This window comes from Acinetobacter lactucae (assembly GCF_013122135.1).
Classification (GTDB): domain Bacteria; phylum Pseudomonadota; class Gammaproteobacteria; order Pseudomonadales; family Moraxellaceae; genus Acinetobacter; species Acinetobacter lactucae.
Genome location: NZ_CP053391.1, coordinates 2,876,076 through 2,891,244 on the forward strand (window position 1 = coordinate 2,876,076; position 15,169 = coordinate 2,891,244).

At 40.2% G+C, this 15,169-nt stretch carries 16 protein-coding genes; 6 read left to right on the top strand and 10 right to left on the bottom strand.

The window, feature by feature from the left end; translation table 11 throughout:
* Positions 1–34 precede the first annotated feature (34 nt).
* Entirely contained in the window at positions 35–811 is a 777-nt protein-coding gene (locus HLV59_RS13485) for a DODA-type extradiol aromatic ring-opening family dioxygenase (protein ID WP_031947681.1), read from the top strand.
* 168 nt (positions 812–979) lie between these two features.
* Positions 980–2,089 (top strand): META and DUF4377 domain-containing protein, encoded by a 1,110-nt coding sequence (locus HLV59_RS13490; protein WP_171430175.1) that lies wholly within the window; start codon positions 980–982, stop codon positions 2,087–2,089.
* A gap of 55 nt (positions 2,090–2,144) precedes the next feature.
* Here the strand turns inward: HLV59_RS13490 and gdhA are convergent, their stop codons facing one another.
* Positions 2,145–3,548 carry an NADP-specific glutamate dehydrogenase gene (gdhA, locus tag HLV59_RS13495; RefSeq protein WP_079748290.1) on the bottom strand — a complete coding sequence of 468 codons (1,404 nt, stop codon included), beginning with the start codon at positions 3,546–3,548 and terminating at the stop codon, positions 2,145–2,147.
* 272 nt (positions 3,549–3,820) lie between these two features.
* Between gdhA and HLV59_RS13500 the strand changes: the two genes are divergently transcribed.
* Positions 3,821–4,612, top strand: a complete 792-nt coding sequence (locus HLV59_RS13500) for an RnfABCDGE type electron transport complex subunit B (protein WP_171430176.1) — start codon at positions 3,821–3,823, stop codon at positions 4,610–4,612.
* A complete protein-coding gene (nth, locus tag HLV59_RS13505; RefSeq protein WP_171430177.1) occupies positions 4,613–5,302 on the top strand; it encodes an endonuclease III in 690 nt (229 codons plus the stop codon). It abuts the gene before it with no gap.
* A 37-nt stretch (positions 5,303–5,339) separates the two neighbouring features.
* Here the strand turns inward: nth and HLV59_RS13510 are convergent, their stop codons facing one another.
* The 4 genes from HLV59_RS13510 to HLV59_RS13525 all read right to left on the bottom strand — a co-directional run bounded on the left by HLV59_RS13510 (position 5,340) and on the right by HLV59_RS13525 (position 8,182).
* The gene (locus tag HLV59_RS13510) at positions 5,340–5,477 is read right to left on the bottom strand and encodes a hypothetical protein (RefSeq protein WP_335340275.1); all 138 of its coding nucleotides are present in this window, start codon (positions 5,475–5,477) and stop codon (positions 5,340–5,342) included.
* Between the two features lie 71 nt (positions 5,478–5,548).
* Complete coding sequence (gene adk / locus HLV59_RS13515) at positions 5,549–6,202, bottom strand: adenylate kinase (protein ID WP_002117671.1); 654 nt, start codon at positions 6,200–6,202, stop codon at positions 5,549–5,551.
* 86 nt (positions 6,203–6,288) lie between these two features.
* Positions 6,289–7,602 (bottom strand): membrane protein, encoded by a 1,314-nt coding sequence (locus HLV59_RS13520; protein WP_005070566.1) that lies wholly within the window; start codon positions 7,600–7,602, stop codon positions 6,289–6,291.
* Between the two features lie 61 nt (positions 7,603–7,663).
* A complete protein-coding gene (locus tag HLV59_RS13525; RefSeq protein ID WP_171430178.1) occupies positions 7,664–8,182 on the bottom strand; it encodes a hypothetical protein in 519 nt (172 codons plus the stop codon).
* 236 nt (positions 8,183–8,418) lie between these two features.
* On the opposite strand from HLV59_RS13525, the gene mrdA reads away from it, so the two are divergent.
* Together mrdA and rsmD are read left to right on the top strand one after the other, a co-directional pair.
* A complete protein-coding gene (mrdA, locus tag HLV59_RS13530; protein WP_171430179.1) occupies positions 8,419–10,431 on the top strand; it encodes a penicillin-binding protein 2 in 2,013 nt (670 codons plus the stop codon).
* Positions 10,431–10,982: a 16S rRNA (guanine(966)-N(2))-methyltransferase RsmD gene (rsmD, locus tag HLV59_RS13535; protein ID WP_171430180.1), complete on the top strand. Its 552-nt coding sequence runs from the start codon at positions 10,431–10,433 to the stop codon at positions 10,980–10,982. Before mrdA ends, rsmD begins: the two co-directional genes overlap by 1 nt.
* Positions 10,983–11,024: 42 nt before the next feature.
* On the opposite strand, the gene HLV59_RS13540 is transcribed toward rsmD, so the two are convergent.
* The 5 genes from HLV59_RS13540 to ureC all read right to left on the bottom strand — a co-directional run bounded on the left by HLV59_RS13540 (position 11,025) and on the right by ureC (position 15,148).
* On the bottom strand, positions 11,025–11,594 hold the full coding sequence (locus HLV59_RS13540) for a HupE/UreJ family protein (RefSeq protein WP_171430181.1): 570 nt from the start codon (positions 11,592–11,594) through the stop codon (positions 11,025–11,027).
* Positions 11,595–11,603: 9 nt separating this feature from the next.
* Positions 11,604–12,218, bottom strand: a complete 615-nt coding sequence (gene ureG / locus HLV59_RS13545) for an urease accessory protein UreG (RefSeq protein WP_002117800.1) — start codon at positions 12,216–12,218, stop codon at positions 11,604–11,606.
* 24 nt (positions 12,219–12,242) lie between these two features.
* Positions 12,243–12,908: an urease accessory protein UreF gene (locus tag HLV59_RS13550; RefSeq protein WP_016144646.1), complete on the bottom strand. Its 666-nt coding sequence runs from the start codon at positions 12,906–12,908 to the stop codon at positions 12,243–12,245.
* Entirely contained in the window at positions 12,895–13,377 is a 483-nt protein-coding gene (ureE, locus tag HLV59_RS13555) for an urease accessory protein UreE (protein ID WP_171430182.1), read from the bottom strand. The genes HLV59_RS13550 and ureE overlap by 14 nt, the downstream gene beginning before the upstream one ends.
* A gap of 70 nt (positions 13,378–13,447) precedes the next feature.
* Positions 13,448–15,148 carry an urease subunit alpha gene (ureC, locus tag HLV59_RS13560; RefSeq protein ID WP_171430183.1) on the bottom strand — a complete coding sequence of 567 codons (1,701 nt, stop codon included), beginning with the start codon at positions 15,146–15,148 and terminating at the stop codon, positions 13,448–13,450.
* Between the last annotated feature and the right edge of the window lie 21 nt (positions 15,149–15,169).

Genomic DNA, 15,169 nt, shown 5'->3' on the forward strand with positions numbered 1-15,169 from the left:
TTATTATTCTGCTTTTCAACTCAGGTGTAATGAAATGGAACTACAAACCCTTCCCGGACTGTTTATTTCACATGGTTCACCCATGCTTGCACTTGACCCGGAACAAGTGGGACCTGCTCTACACCGTTTAGGTACAAATCTGCCTATCCCAAAGGCAATCATTGTGATGTCTGCGCACTGGGAAAGCAAAGCACTTGAAGTGAGCATTTCAACTCGTCCTGAAACGTGGCATGACTTCCGTGGATTTCCTAAAGAGTTATATGAAATTCGCTACAGTGCGCCTGGCGAACCAGAACTCGCAGAAGAAATCTTAAAATTATTGGCCGATGCTCACTTTGTTGCACATGCCAATAGTACACGTCCTCGTGACCATGGTGTATGGATGCCTTTATTGCATATGTATCCAGACGCAGACATTCCCGTGGTTGAAATCTCTTTGCCATCAAATTTAAGCGCTCAAGAAATTTATCGGATAGGACAAACACTCGCACCTTTACGTGATAAACAAATTTTACTGATTGGTTCGGGAAGTATTACCCATAATCTTGCAGAGTTATCTTGGCAAGGAGACAACTCTAAAGTTCCTGAATGGGCTTCAACGTTTAGAAATACTGTTGTGAATAAGCTTTCCCATCAAGATTATGATGGAGTTTTAGACTGGCAATCACTGCCTTACGTAAAACGCAACCACCCTACTCTTGAACATTTTGCACCTTTGTTTTTTGCAATGGGTACAGGCAATCGCTTTACGATTGTTCACAGTAGCTTCACAATGGGTTCATTAGGAATGGACATTTATCGTTTTGATTGATTATTAGGAAATACCCCGTTTTGCGGGGTATACCATTATTTTTGTTGAAAATTAGAATAATTTACAAACTTATACATTTTAAAAACCGAAACAATCAAATGTTTACATTTTCTTTTTTTAAGAATGTTTTAAGCTTATTACTGTTGTTTTTTTACTTGAAGTTTTTAAATGAAAATTAAATATTTAATTCTTGCGTTATTACCTTTTTCTTTGATGGCGTGTCAAACAGTTACTAATACTCCTGCTCCAATTGTATCTGAGCAACAACAAAACCTTGCAACCACTTTAGGTGAATATGCATGGACTTATCAAAATGTAAAAGCTTCTAAACCACTTATTCTTAACTTTAATGCAGACGGTAAATTAGCCATTAATACAGGTTGTAATGGCCAAGGCGGTACTTGGAAAGTTGAAGGCAACCAACTTGTTACTTCGAATCTTGTTTCAACTATGATGGCTTGCCAAGATGATTTAATGAAACAAGAACAATTGTCGAATAGCATCTTTAATGAAGCAAAATTACCAATCGAAATTAGCAACACTAATGGTCAGGTGATTTTAACCGTGACAGATAAAACTGGTCAAAAACACATTTTCCAAGGCCAAAAAGCAGTGAATATTCAAGCTTTAACAGACTACTCTTGGTCATATCAGCCTGAAAATACTAAAAAACCAATCGTTCTTAACTTTACAAATGATCGTCTATCTATCGCAACAGGTTGTAACCGCCAAGGAACAACTTGGAAAGTTGAAAACAATACCATCGTAACTGCAGACGTAATGTCGACGATGATGGCATGTGAACCTGCTTTAATGAAACAGGAACAGTTCTCTAGCACTCTCTTCCAAAAACGTGCAATTCCGTTTGAACTCAATACTACAAATGTTGATCAACCAACATTGACAGTATCTGATGCTCAAGGCCAGAAATATACTTTCACAGGTAAAATGACACCTGAAGCAAAATATCAATCTGAAGGAAAAACTGTTTTCCTTGAAGTAGCTCCAGAAACTAAATCTTGTACTGGTGTTGCCCCACAAACTTGTATGCAAGTTCGTGAAATTAAATATGATGACAAAGGCGTTAAAACTTACGCTGACAAAAACTGGTCATTATATTATGGTCAAATCGAAGGTTTTGAACATAAGCCAGACCAACGCGTAATTTTACGTGTAAAACGTTTTGAAGTGAAAAACCCAGCTGCAGACCAATCTAGTCAAGCAGATGTATTAGATATGGTTGTAGAGCAAGAGTTAGTTAAAAAACCTAAAAAATAAGTTTTTAAACTAAAAAAATCCGATGCTTTTGCATCGGATTTTTTTATTTCTATTTTTAGAAAATACCTTGAGCAAGCATCGCATCAGCAACTTTTACGAAGCCTGCAATATTGGCACCGTCTACATAATTCACAGTACCGTCTTCCTTAGTTCCATATCGTACACAGTTGGCATGAATGTCTTTCATAATTGCATGTAAGCGTTCATCGACTTCAGCATGGGTCCAGCTTAAACGAATTGCATTTTGAGACATTTCTAAACCAGATGTTGCAACACCACCCGCATTAGAGGCTTTTCCTGGCGCATACAAAATTTTAGCTTCGATAAAGTGTTCAACTGCTTCAAGTGTAGATGGCATATTAGCGCCTTCAGCTACACAAATGACACCGTTAGAAATAAGTATTTTCGCGTCTTCACCTGTTAATTCATTTTGTGTAGCACATGGCAAAGCAATATCAACAGGAATATGCCAAGGCGTTTTTCCCTCAAAATATTCAAAACCATGTTTAGAAGCAAACTCGGAAATACGACCACGTTTAATGTTTTTCAGTTCCATTACTTCGACAAGTAACTCATCTGTAAAACCATTTTTTAAATAAACTGTGCCATTTGAGTCCGACAAAGTAACAACTTTCGCTCCTAAGAACATCGCTTTTTCTGCCGCATATTGTGCGACGTTACCAGAGCCTGAAACAGAAACAGTTTTACCAGCAAAAGATTGTCCACGGGCTTTTAGCATTTCTTCTGCAAAATAAACCGTACCATAACCAGTTGCTTCAGGACGCATTAAGCTACCACCAAATGAAATTCCCTTACCGGTAAAAACACAAGCGGTGTCGTTACTCAGCTTTTTCATCATGCCTGCCATATAACCGACTTCACGTGCACCCACGCCAATGTCACCCGCAGGAATATCCGTATTTGGTCCTAAATGACGATAAAGCTCAATCATGAGTGCCTGACAGAATCGCATAATTTCAGCATCAGATTTGCCTTTAGGATCGAAATCTGAACCACCTTTACCACCGCCCATTGGTAAGGTAGTAAGTGAATTTTTAAAAGTCTGCTCAAAACCTAAAAATTTTAAAATAGATAGGTTGACCGATGGATGGAAACGCATACCACCTTTGAATGGACCAATTGCTGAATTGTATTGAACACGGAAAGCTCTGTTAACTTGAGTCTGACCTTGATCATCCATCCATGAAACACGAAATTGAATCACACGCTCAGGTTCAACTAAGCGTTCTAACAAACCCTGCTCTGCATATTCCGGATTTTTTTCAATAAATGGCCACAAACTCGTCATTACTTCTTCGACAGCTTGTAAGAACTCAGGTTGATGCGGATCACGCGCTTGCACGTAATTCAGGAATTCATTCAGGTTGTTATATTTCAATGCACGGTCCTCAGCATAGTAATGAATTAAATTGGTGCAATACATTATTAAATGCATCATTTAGCAGCAAAATATTAAATCCCTTTCCATCAATTTTAACAATAGTTATTTTAAATTATTTTATTAACCTTAATTATCAAAAACTTATTTTTAGGAAAACTACTTAAAGATCAGAAATAGTCATTTAACTTTTCACTTTTATTGATCTATTATTGTGCATAATTAGCGACATTTTAGGTCAATTAAAAACCCGATAAATTCGTTAAAATCCATTGACCTTACTTAGGTTTTTCTTCATTATCGCATCGTTTTAACCAAGCTATTTGCCCACTATGAATTCATCTATTTCTCTCATACGCGAGATTGATGCGTTATTACCACAAACACAATGTGGTCTATGTGGACATCGTGATGGATGTCTACCCTACGCAAAGTCGATTGCTGAAGGTGAAGAAGCAAATAAATGTGTTCCAGGTGGCCAACCTGTAGCTGATGCACTCGCAAATCTATTAAATCGTCCTGTGTTAACCGCTGAAACTAGCGTATGGCCTGTACAAGCCGATGGCCGCCCACAGCGAATGAAAGCAATTATTCGTGAGGATGAATGTATTGGCTGCACCAAATGTATTAGTGCTTGCCCCGTAGATGCTATTATTGGAAGTGGTAAGCTCATGCATACCATTTTGACAGATTTATGTACGGGTTGTGAGTTATGCATTCCACCTTGTCCGGTAGATTGCATTGATTTGGTCGAAGACAACCAAGCATTACCAAATGAGCAACAGCGTCTTGCTGAACAAAATGATTTAAGACAACGTTATTACGCTCACATTCAGCGCGAAGAAAAGCGTCGTACTCACCGTAAAGGGCCTGTAGTCCGCGCTGAAATTGATACCCAACTGTTTGCACAGTTCTCTCAGGCACTTGATGAAGTACCTTCAATTGAGCTCATCGAGAAACCCAAAGAAGTTATGTCAACTGATGCAAAAACTACAATTGAATTAGCGAAAATTCGTACACAAATTAAGAAACTGGAAAAACAGCTCAGTGTTCGTGAAGATGCTAAAAAGCGTCTTCAGCTTGAAGAACTGCAACAGCAACTCATGCAATTACAGGAGGTCTGAATGGCCGTCAAGAATATGACGAAAAAGCAGATTCAAATTTTCTTTGAACGCCTTCGCGAACAACGACCTTCACCTCAAACCGAGTTAAAATATTCCTCTCCATTTGAGTTACTTATTGCAGTTATGTTGTCAGCTCAAGCGACCGACGTAAGTGTTAATAAAGCAACAGATAAGCTCTACCCTGTAGCAAATACAGCTGAAAAAATCTATAACTTGGGCGTAGATGGGTTAAAGGAATATATCAAGACCATTGGTCTCTATAACGCAAAAGCCGAAAATGTCATTAAGACCTGTAAGATTTTAATGGAACAATTTAACAGCGAAGTGCCAAGCAACAGAAAAGATTTAGAAGCTTTACCGGGTGTCGGGCGTAAAACAGCCAATGTAGTTTTAAATACGGCTTTCGGACAACCCACCATGGCTGTCGATACTCATATTTTCCGAGTAGGAAATCGAACTGGTTTAGCAGTAGGTAAAAATGTTCTTGAGGTTGAGCACCGTTTAGTAAAGGTCATTCCTAAAGAATTTATTTTAGATTCACATCACTGGCTCATATTACACGGTCGTTATTGTTGTATCGCCCGTAAACCTAAATGTGCTGAATGTGTAGTTGCAGATGTCTGTAACTGGCCTGATCGCTTTGAATTTGGCGCACAAAAGCAAATTGCCATTAAAAATATTGAAGCTTAAAAATATGGTTGGGTATAGGGATCATACCCAATCAAACTTACTTTAGGCGCTTTTTCTCATTACGCTCTTCTTTTGCTTGTTTTTGTACCTGTCTTAGCATTTTGTAGCTTTGAAAAGCCAAAAATATTAATAGTGCTAGACTCAGCAATACCACCAAAATCAATATGATTTTCATATTGTTCTCCTGCACCTAATGAAAGAAAAGAGCCCTCACAAAGAGGGCTCTTTATCACAAACAATATTAAATTATTTGTCTAAGATGTTGAACAAATCTTTTTGTACATCTTCAATTGTACGCAAGCCATCAAGCTTGTCATAAGTTGGAGCATTTTCACCAGAAGCAGCACGACCTTGGTAGAAACCAACTAATTGCTCTGTTTCAGTGTGATAAGACGCTAAACGCTTACGAATAGTTTCTTCTTGGTCATCTGGACGTTGAACAAGGTCTTCACCAGTTTCATCATCTTTACCTTCCACTTTAGGTGGATTGTATACAGTGTGATAAACACGGCCAGAAGCTGGATGCTGACGACGACCAGAAAGACGTTTTACGATTTCTTCATCAGGAACATCAATTTCAATCACGTGATCGATGCTAATCCCTTCTTTTTCCAGAGCTTCAGCTTGTGGAATAGTACGCGGGAAACCATCGAAAATGCAGCCATTTGCACAGTCAGGTTGAGCAATACGTTCTTTTACTAAACCGATAATAAGTTCATCTGAAACCAAACCACCAGATTCCATTACACTTTTAGCTTTTAGACCTAATTCAGTACCTTCACGAATCGCAGCACGGAGCATATCACCGGTTGAAATTTGTGGGACATTGTAGCGCTTACAGATCAACTGAGCCTGAGTCCCTTTGCCTGCTCCAGGTGGTCCGAGTAAAATAATGCGCATAAAAAACATCCTCATTTAAAACAATGAATATGAAGTCCGGCAGAAAAAGTCTCGTTAATCTTCAATAGATCCTGCCTGACATCGAATTATAAGAAAGCCACAAACAAATGTATTGTACCAGCAATAAATCCGGTTACCCCACCTAGTACAATAAGAATCCACTCATCCTCCTGAAATGCAGGACGTAATAAATTCTGAAATTCTTTTGGTGTCAGTTCGCGAATACGCTCTTTAAACATTTGAAAAATCTTCTGTGCCCGGCTTGCGTTCAGTGCTGGGTCACATACGGGTCCCATCGTAATTTCAATTGAACGATCAATCAAGTCCGTCTTTAATCTTGCGTACTCTCTTGGCCCTAAAGAAAGCTGTAAAGAGGTGCGAACTAATGGAGTTTCCATGATTTCGTTAATATGACGCTTAACAATGCGGCGCGTTTTATCTTTACGCGGCCCGTACATCATTTCAGTCATAATCGATTTTAACGTGATCAGATCCTCTGTGACTACGCTCGAAAACACATCAGAGACTTCCTCTTGACGCTTCATAAAAGCGCCTTGAACATTATAGGTCCCAATTCGAAGAACTGGTACAATCCAAGGAAACTTACGATCTTTTGTTAATCTAAAAATCTGTGGGTAACGAATATAATGCGGTTCAATTGGGTTAAATACCATCCAGATTGCGATCCAGTTGGTTAAAAACCCCCAAATTGCAGCCCAAAACGGTACTGTCCAGTGCCATGGTACGACAAACCATACCACCATTTGGAAAATACCAAAGAACATTCCAATCAGTGCACTGATATGCCAAATAAAGTTAATTTCTTTTTGACCCACCTTTAAGAACATACGTACCATTAAACGGCGATCACCTTCCATCTGGCTCACGACCATTTCACGCATATTCACCAGTGACTCAACGTTCATGGTCAGCTCAGTCACTAATTCTTTTAGCACACCCGGCAATTGCTTATGCGCTTGAGCATAAATACGGCGTTTAATCGAGTAAGGAAGATTTTCCCAAAGTACGGCATTACGGTCGATCATGACTTCATCAATAAGATGTTCAAGTTCAAAACCGACTTGTTCGCCAATAATACGCGCCATATCTTCAGGATCCATTGCTTCTAAGAATTCACGCAATGAACCTAATTTAGATAAAGTATTATCGGTAATAATCCCAGAGATACGCCCAGCTTTACGTGGCACGATACCTTGCCAACCTACTGGCAATGGTCCTAAATGGAACCCCCAAAATTTAATTGGGTAAAATACCATTTTTAAAGCCATCCACACATGTGCCCATGTGACAAAAGCCGTTACGGGAATAATACTCAAAACGGCCCAAAAATCAGGTCTGTGTAAAAAGGTCTGCCACAATCCACTGACGTACTCTAACATGTAAGACTCTCGTATTTATTTGTGCTCTGCTTATGGCGAGTTAACGATAAACTGCTTTGTTTTATAAACCAAAACTTAGAGAATAAGAAAATTGAATTTGTGGTTTAGTATCTGCAGCAACATTTCCGTTCTGGTCAGTTAATTTTTCAGCCGCACCAATACCCACACTAAAAGTGCTAATTCTTTCTGAATTTAACCACACATAGGCCAAATCAACACCCGCACCTAAACGGGATTTAAAATCACCATCAACCTCTTTACTATCAAGATGCCCAGCATAGAAACCGATATAGTAACCATTTTTGTCTGTGCCGGTAAGATAATAAGGATAGCGGAAGCCAACTTGTCCGCCAGCTGTTTTATCACCATTCAAAAATGCGCCGGCTTTGGCATAGGCAATACCATACGGATTTACCCACTCACCATTAAGATGTAATAATTTTTGAGTAACTCCGGCACCCACATTCCAAGTAGATGCATTATGTCCTACTAATTTTGCTTCCGGAAGAAACGAGTAGTCTTGAGCATGTGCCCAACTACTTACTGTCAAAACTGCAAGTAAGGGATAAATTTTTCTCATTATTTTCTCCATTTTCCCTAATCGTATGGTGAGAACAACCCTATTCTATTGAATGAGAGACTTTAACAGAATTATTTTGCTTCTTATATACAAGGATCTACAATTTTGTTGTCTGCAAAGTCAAAAAGTATCTTATTAAAATCCAATGAAACTTTGAAAATTATGCAATATTTTAAGTGCTCTTGCGTTAGAATAAGCAGCTATTTTTCTTCCCCTATGTCATTAAGTCGATCCTTATGAAGCAGCACTTTCCTTTAAAAGATATCCAGCAAGAAAAGCGCATTTATCGAGGTCGTATCTTTTTTGCCGTAGGAATCGTGACCATCTGCTTATTAGTGTTAATTAGCCGATACGCTTATCTACAAATTTTTCACTATGACGAATTCTCAACTGCATCTGACAAAAACCGAATTCGCTTACAGCCACTTCCACCTGCTCGTGGTTATATCTATGACAGAAATGGTGTCTTACTAGCAGATAATTACCCTGTTTTTACAGCAACTCTAAGTAAAACAGATGTAGAAGATGTTGATAGTGTGGTTGAGCAATTACAGCCTATTTTAGATTTAACACAAGAAGATATTGACCGTTTTAAAAGCCGCATAAAAACTGCCCGTAAAACTGAACGCGTCGCGATCAAACTTAATCTAACTGAAGCCAATATTGCTAAGTTTAGTGAAGCCAAATATAAGTTCCCGGGTGTAAGAATCGAGACACAAATGACTCGCTATTATCCACACGGTGAATTATTTGCTCATGTGATTGGCTATGTCGGGCGTATCAACGATAAAGAATTAAAAAGTATTGATAAAGACCTATATGCTGGAACCAACCTCATCGGAAAGATTGGTGTTGAAAAAAGCTATGAAGATTTACTGCATGGTACGCCAGGTTATGAATCTGTTGAAGCAGATGCACATAGCAATGTATTACGCCATTTAGGTCGTAAAGACCCTACTCGCGGTAATGACCTGTATTTATCTTTAGATTATGGATTACAAGTTATCGCGTCTCAACAGCTTGCAGGTCGTCGTGGTGCTATTGTAGCCATTGACCCTCGTACGGGTGAAATTCTGGCTTTAGTGTCTAGCCCAAGCTTCAACCCTAATTTATTTGTGACAGGAATTAGCCATACTGACTACAGCTCACTACGTGACAATTTAGACCAACCGCTTTATAACCGCGCAGTACAGGGTGTATATCCGCCCGGTTCTACCATTAAGCCAATGGAAGCTATGGGTGGTTTACATTACGGCATAGTGGACTGGTCAACAGCAATTTCTGACCCCGGTTATTTCCACCTACCAGGTGATTCACATAAATTCCGTGACTGGAAAAAATCTGGTCATGGCATCGTGAATATGCATAAAGCCATTATTATGTCATGTGATACCTATTTTTATATTCTTGCCCATCAAATGGGCATTGATCAAATGAACCAATGGATGCGTCAATTCGGGTTTGGTCAAAAAACAGGTGTCGATTTACCAAGTGAAAGTGAAGGTCTTTATCCAAATCCTGAATGGAAAATGCGTACGCGTAAAGCGAAATGGATGAAGGGTGAAACTATTTCAGTCAGTATTGGGCAAGGTGCTTTTACAGCCACTCCGATACAACTTGCCATGGCAACTGCGATTACGGCAAACCATGGTTCCCACGTTACTCCTCATGTTTTACGCGCAACTCATGGTGCAAAACAATTTACCGTACGTAATGCACCTGACGGCAAAATTAACTTTAACGGAACCGATGAAGACTGGATTCAAATGCGCGATGCCATGATTGATGTAATTCAGTCAGGTACTGGTCGAGGTATTCGTACCCCTCTATATCAAATTGCAGGAAAAACAGGTACAGCACAGGTTAAGAGTATCGCACAAGGTAAACGTTATAACGAAGCAGCCTTGAGTGAGCGTCAACTTGACCATGGTTTATTCGTGGGATTTGCCCCTGCTGATAAACCTGAAATCGCGATTGCCGTGATTTGGGAAAATGGCCGTCATGGTGGTTCTGCTGCTCAACTTGCCCGACCTGTGTTTGATTACTGGCTATTAACGCGTAAGAAAAATCCGATTCGTCCAGCAAACCACCAAGTCAATGGTGGACTAATGACAGCAGGAATTAAACCCGGTGAACTACCAAGCGGTGGTGAAAGTTCTGCTCCAGCACCAGCGACTTCAAACAAACCGGCAGCATCAACACCACAAGCGACTCCTGCTCGTCCTACTACCAATGAGGCCGATGAATAATGAAAAATCAATTACGCATTATTGGAGGCGAATGGAAAAGACGAGTACTTCCCTTCGCTAGCATTGATGGCTTACGCCCAACCCCAGATAGAGTACGCGAAACTTTATTTAACTGGCTCATGTGGGATATTCAAAACGCTAAAGTTCTCGACATCTGTACAGGCTCTGGTGCATTAGGTTTTGAAGCTCTGTCACGTGGTGCTGCATCTGTTTATATGATTGAACCCGACAAAACTCAGGCACGATTTTTAAAAGATAATATTGAACTATTAAAAGCCCAAAACTGTCATCTAATTAATGCAACGGCTCAACAAACTCTACCCCGCTTAAAAGAACAGTTCGATGTGGTTTTTTTAGATCCACCTTATAGTCTTGATTTATGGCAAGAACTCTCGAACTTGGCCGAGCCTCATATTAAAAAAAATGGCTATATTTATGTTGAAGCTGACCGAGATTTATCTCAGCTTCATCTTCCAGCAACATGGCAACAAGTTAAAACCACTAAAGCGGGTACAGTTCACGCGGGGCTTTACCAGAAAGTAAACGAATAAAAAAGGTAGCTTAAAGCTACCTTTTTCTTTGCAAAGTTTTAGTTAGCTTAAGCCAATCACTGCAACAACTGCTGCACAGGCGCCAACAATTTTTTTGCCATATGGCACATATCGGGTAAGCACAGCACCCAACACCAATCCACCCAAATAGATGAGCGCCATACCAGCAACCATACCAGTTACTAATGCAACAATATGCCCTGCGTGTGCTAACTCAACACCATGAGCCATGCCATGAAAACTTGCAAGTAATGCCGCCGCTACAGGTAAAACCTTATTCGATTTTGTCCATAATGCAATTGCTGTAACCACTAAAGAAGCCACAATACCGTATTCAGCAACATTTGCAGGTACTAAACCTTGAGCACCCACTAAGAACCCTACAATTAAGGTCACGCTTAAAGTAATAACTCCAGCAATTTTCCACAGCTTAGCTGCTGACCACAATAAGACACCAAAAGCCAAGGCCATGACTAAATGGTCTAATCCGGTAAACGGATGAATAAAGCCTGCCATGAATCCTGAATGTACGTGATCATGTCCCGGATGGGCCATTGCAAGAGCCGGCAATAATGAAAGGAGCGCTACACTCCATTTTTTCATGAAGTCCATAATCTCTCCTTAAGCTTTAAACAGCCCTTGTTTCTCAATAAATTGGATAATTTCTTCAAGACCATCTTGTGTTTTCATGTTTGAAAATAAGAATGGCTTTTCTCCGCGCATGCGTTTCGCATCTTGGTCCATTACATCAAGGTTTGCACCTACCATTGGCGCAAGGTCAGTTTTATTAATAATGAGTAAATCTGACTTGGTAATACCCGGCCCACCTTTACGAGGAATTTTTTCACCACCAGCCACATCAATCACATATAGAGTTAAATCAGAAAGTTCAGGGCTAAATGTTGCAGCCAAATTATCACCACCACTTTCAATGATAATGAGCTCTAATCCTTCGAATTTTTCACACAAATCATCAATTGCGGCTAAGTTGATTGAAGCATCTTCACGAATTGCTGTATGCGGACAGCCACCAGTTTCTACCCCCACAATACGATCTGGTGACATCGCCTCATTACGGGTTAAGAAGTTTGAATCTTCTTTGGTGTAAATATCATTTGTCACCACAGCCATATTGTATTTATTACGCAAGGCTAAACATAAATTAAGTGTAAGTGCTGTTTTACCCGAACCCACTGGTCCGCCAATTCCAACTCGTAATGGACTACGCTCTGTCATGATTTTTATCCTTTTTTCCTAAACTTAAGATCTGAATAACCGTGAATATTGGGTTTCGTGTTTCATGCTCAGCATGGCATAACGAGGTAAAGCACTGCTCAATTGTTCATCTTTGAGTTTCAAAGCTTTCTCTACCGCCTGAGGGACTAAACCATGCAAATGCCATAAAATTCTTTGCCCAGCCATTTGCCCTAAAGGAACTGTTTTTACTGCTGCTAAAACCTGATTTTCCAAAACAGTAAAGGTATAAGCTGTAAGCACATCCATGTCGTTGAGTTCGAGTCGACCACAGAGCTGTGCATAGACTGGCACGAAACCAAACTGCTTTTTAACCTCAACTGTTTTTTTTAAAACATCTTTAATCCACGCATTTAAAGAAAATGCCAACTGTTGAGACTCTGCCAAAAGTTCTTTACTTTCTCTGCTGGCCTTATACAAATTTGCCCATACCAGAAACTGTTCTGAATCATCGTGATGCTGCATGAGACGCTTTAATACTGGTAGCTCAAACCTCACCAACAACATCTCAAGTACTTCTTCAAAGTAAGCAATTGCCGAGATTTCGTCATGTATTAGGCCAATATCAATGGCTGTTTCTACACCTTGTGAGTAGCAATATGCTCCAACTGGCAATGCTGTAGAAGACAGTGTCAGTAATTGCAGTAATTGAGCAGCACTATGAATGGACATGATGCAAAGCTTTAATTGGGCTTAGGCGATGATCATGGCTATGCTGTGCATAGGCACCACTTTCAGGTTCAAATGGATGATAGGTTTCTGAAACCGTAAGTCCCAGACCTTCTACCATTTCTGCGAGCACATGATCAGGCTCAAAATACAAAGCAGTAGGTGTCAGCATTAATGGCACATGCCTATTACCTAAGTGATAGGCAGCTTTAAGCAAATCAAAATCGGTTTGAGCAGTGACTTGCATTAATCGCTCAGGCTTTGCATCAACACGCAATACATCGCCCTCTTGAGTTGCGATATATGAGCCACTACGCAAAATACCAGTACGCGGTAAATCAGCACCAATATCTACCCCACTCGCTAAAGCCGCTCGAAACCGTGATTTTTGGCGTGTATCAAAAGTCAGTTCAACCGTTTCAAATGTTTGATCAGGAGAAATATATTCAAGACGTTGGGTATAGATTTTCATTTAATTTCTCTCTCCTTACTTATTTCTTTCATATCTAAAGTCATGAGGCAAATCACCTCTATAAAACTCATTAAAACAAGAAATAACGTTGAGCCATTGGTAATACATCAGCAGGTTCACACGTTAATAATTCACCATCTGCTCGTACCTCATAAGTTTCAGGATGAACATGCATGACAGGACAATATGTGTTGTGCTTCATATCGTTTTTGCTAATTTGACGTGTGTTTTTACATGAGCTAATTAACTTTTTAAGGTTTAATTTCTCAGCAACTTTTTCATCAATTGCCACTTGAGGTAAAAAGGTAATACAGGTGTTATGTACACCACGCGGATAAGCACCAAACATTGGACGATAATGCACGGGTTGAGGTGTTGGAATTGAAGCATTAATGTCACCCATCGGTGCTGCCGCAATCATGCCCCCTTTAATAATCATGGAAGGCTTTACGCCAAAAAAGGCAGGCTTCCAGAGCACTAAATCAGCAAGTTTTCCGACTTCAACAGAACCCACTTCATGACTTAAACCATGGGTAATCGCAGGGTTAATCGTATATTTGGCAATATAACGTTTAACACGATTGTTATCATGAAACTCATTATCACCCTCAAGAGGGCCACATTGAATTTTCATTTTATGAGCAGTTTGCCAAGTTCGTAAAATCACCTCACCTACGCGACCCATCGCCTGAGAGTCAGAGGACATCATGGCAATAGCACCTAAGTCTTGCAGGATATCTTCAGCGGCAATAGTTTCACGGCGAATACGACTTTCAGCAAATGCAATATCCTCAGCAATTGCTGGATCTAAATGATGGCAAACCATGAGCATATCTAAATGCTCATCAATGGTATTGATGGTATAAGGACGTGTTGGATTAGTTGAAGACGGCAAGACATTACTTTGTCCAATTGCCTTTAAAATGTCAGGTGCATGCCCACCACCCGCACCTTCGGTATGGTACGTATGAATCGTGCGATCTTTAAATGCAGCTAGTGTTTCTTCTAAAAAACCACCTTCATTTAAAGTATCTGTATGAATAGCGACCTGCACGTCAAACTCATCCGCCACACTCAAACAGTTATCAATGGCTGCCGGTGTTGAGCCCCAATCTTCATGTAGTTTTAACCCGATTACCCCAGCTTTAATTTGCTCACGAATTGGGTCTGGCAAACTCAAATTACCTTTGCCCAATAGGCCAATATTCATAGGTAAATCATCAATGGCTTGCAACATGGTCGCAATATGCCAAGGCCCCGGAGTCACTGTCGTTGCCGAAGTACCTGCCGCAGGTCCAGTCCCGCCGCCCACCATAGTTGTTGTACCCGACATAAGTGCAGTTTCAACTTGCTGCGGGCAAATCCAGTGAATATGAGTATCAATACCACCTGCCGTTAAAATTTGCCCCTCACCCGCAATCACTTCTGTTGCAGCACCTAAAGGAATGGTAATGTCAGGTTGAATATCAGGATTTCCTGCTTTCCCTATTTTCCAAATTCGACCATTTTTTAAGCCAACATCCGCCTTTACAATTCCCCACCAATCCACAATCAAAGCATTGGTAATCACAGTGTCGGCAACTTCATTGGCTAAAAGTTGAGATTGCCCCATTCCATCACGAATGACTTTGCCACCGCCAAACTTAACTTCTTCACCATAGGTCGTTAAATCTTGCTCAATCTCAATAAAAAGCTCTGTATCAGCCAAGCGAATACGATCACCAACCGTTGGACCAAACATTTCAGCATATGCACGACGTGACATTTTCATAACTTATTACTCATCTCTTTC

Bases quoted from the DNA above. Each gene is read 5' to 3' on its own strand.
- HLV59_RS13485 (WP_031947681.1), top strand. From the start codon at position 35: ATGGAACTACAAACCCTTCCCGGACTGTTTATTTCACATGGTTCACCC.
- HLV59_RS13490 (WP_171430175.1), top strand. From the start codon at position 980: ATGAAAATTAAATATTTAATTCTTGCGTTATTACCTTTTTCTTTGATG.
- gdhA (WP_079748290.1), bottom strand. From the start codon at position 3,548: ATGATGCATTTAATAATGTATTGCACCAATTTAATTCATTACTATGCT.
- HLV59_RS13500 (WP_171430176.1), top strand. From the start codon at position 3,821: ATGAATTCATCTATTTCTCTCATACGCGAGATTGATGCGTTATTACCA.
- nth (WP_171430177.1), top strand. From the start codon at position 4,613: ATGGCCGTCAAGAATATGACGAAAAAGCAGATTCAAATTTTCTTTGAA.
- HLV59_RS13510 (WP_335340275.1), bottom strand. From the start codon at position 5,477: ATGAAAATCATATTGATTTTGGTGGTATTGCTGAGTCTAGCACTATTA.
- adk (WP_002117671.1), bottom strand. From the start codon at position 6,202: ATGCGCATTATTTTACTCGGACCACCTGGAGCAGGCAAAGGGACTCAG.
- HLV59_RS13520 (WP_005070566.1), bottom strand. From the start codon at position 7,602: ATGTTAGAGTACGTCAGTGGATTGTGGCAGACCTTTTTACACAGACCT.
- HLV59_RS13525 (WP_171430178.1), bottom strand. From the start codon at position 8,182: ATGAGAAAAATTTATCCCTTACTTGCAGTTTTGACAGTAAGTAGTTGG.
- mrdA (WP_171430179.1), top strand. From the start codon at position 8,419: ATGAAGCAGCACTTTCCTTTAAAAGATATCCAGCAAGAAAAGCGCATT.
- rsmD (WP_171430180.1), top strand. From the start codon at position 10,431: ATGAAAAATCAATTACGCATTATTGGAGGCGAATGGAAAAGACGAGTA.
- HLV59_RS13540 (WP_171430181.1), bottom strand. From the start codon at position 11,594: ATGGACTTCATGAAAAAATGGAGTGTAGCGCTCCTTTCATTATTGCCG.
- ureG (WP_002117800.1), bottom strand. From the start codon at position 12,218: ATGACAGAGCGTAGTCCATTACGAGTTGGAATTGGCGGACCAGTGGGT.
- HLV59_RS13550 (WP_016144646.1), bottom strand. From the start codon at position 12,908: ATGTCCATTCATAGTGCTGCTCAATTACTGCAATTACTGACACTGTCT.
- ureE (WP_171430182.1), bottom strand. From the start codon at position 13,377: ATGAAAATCTATACCCAACGTCTTGAATATATTTCTCCTGATCAAACA.
- ureC (WP_171430183.1), bottom strand. From the start codon at position 15,148: ATGAAAATGTCACGTCGTGCATATGCTGAAATGTTTGGTCCAACGGTT.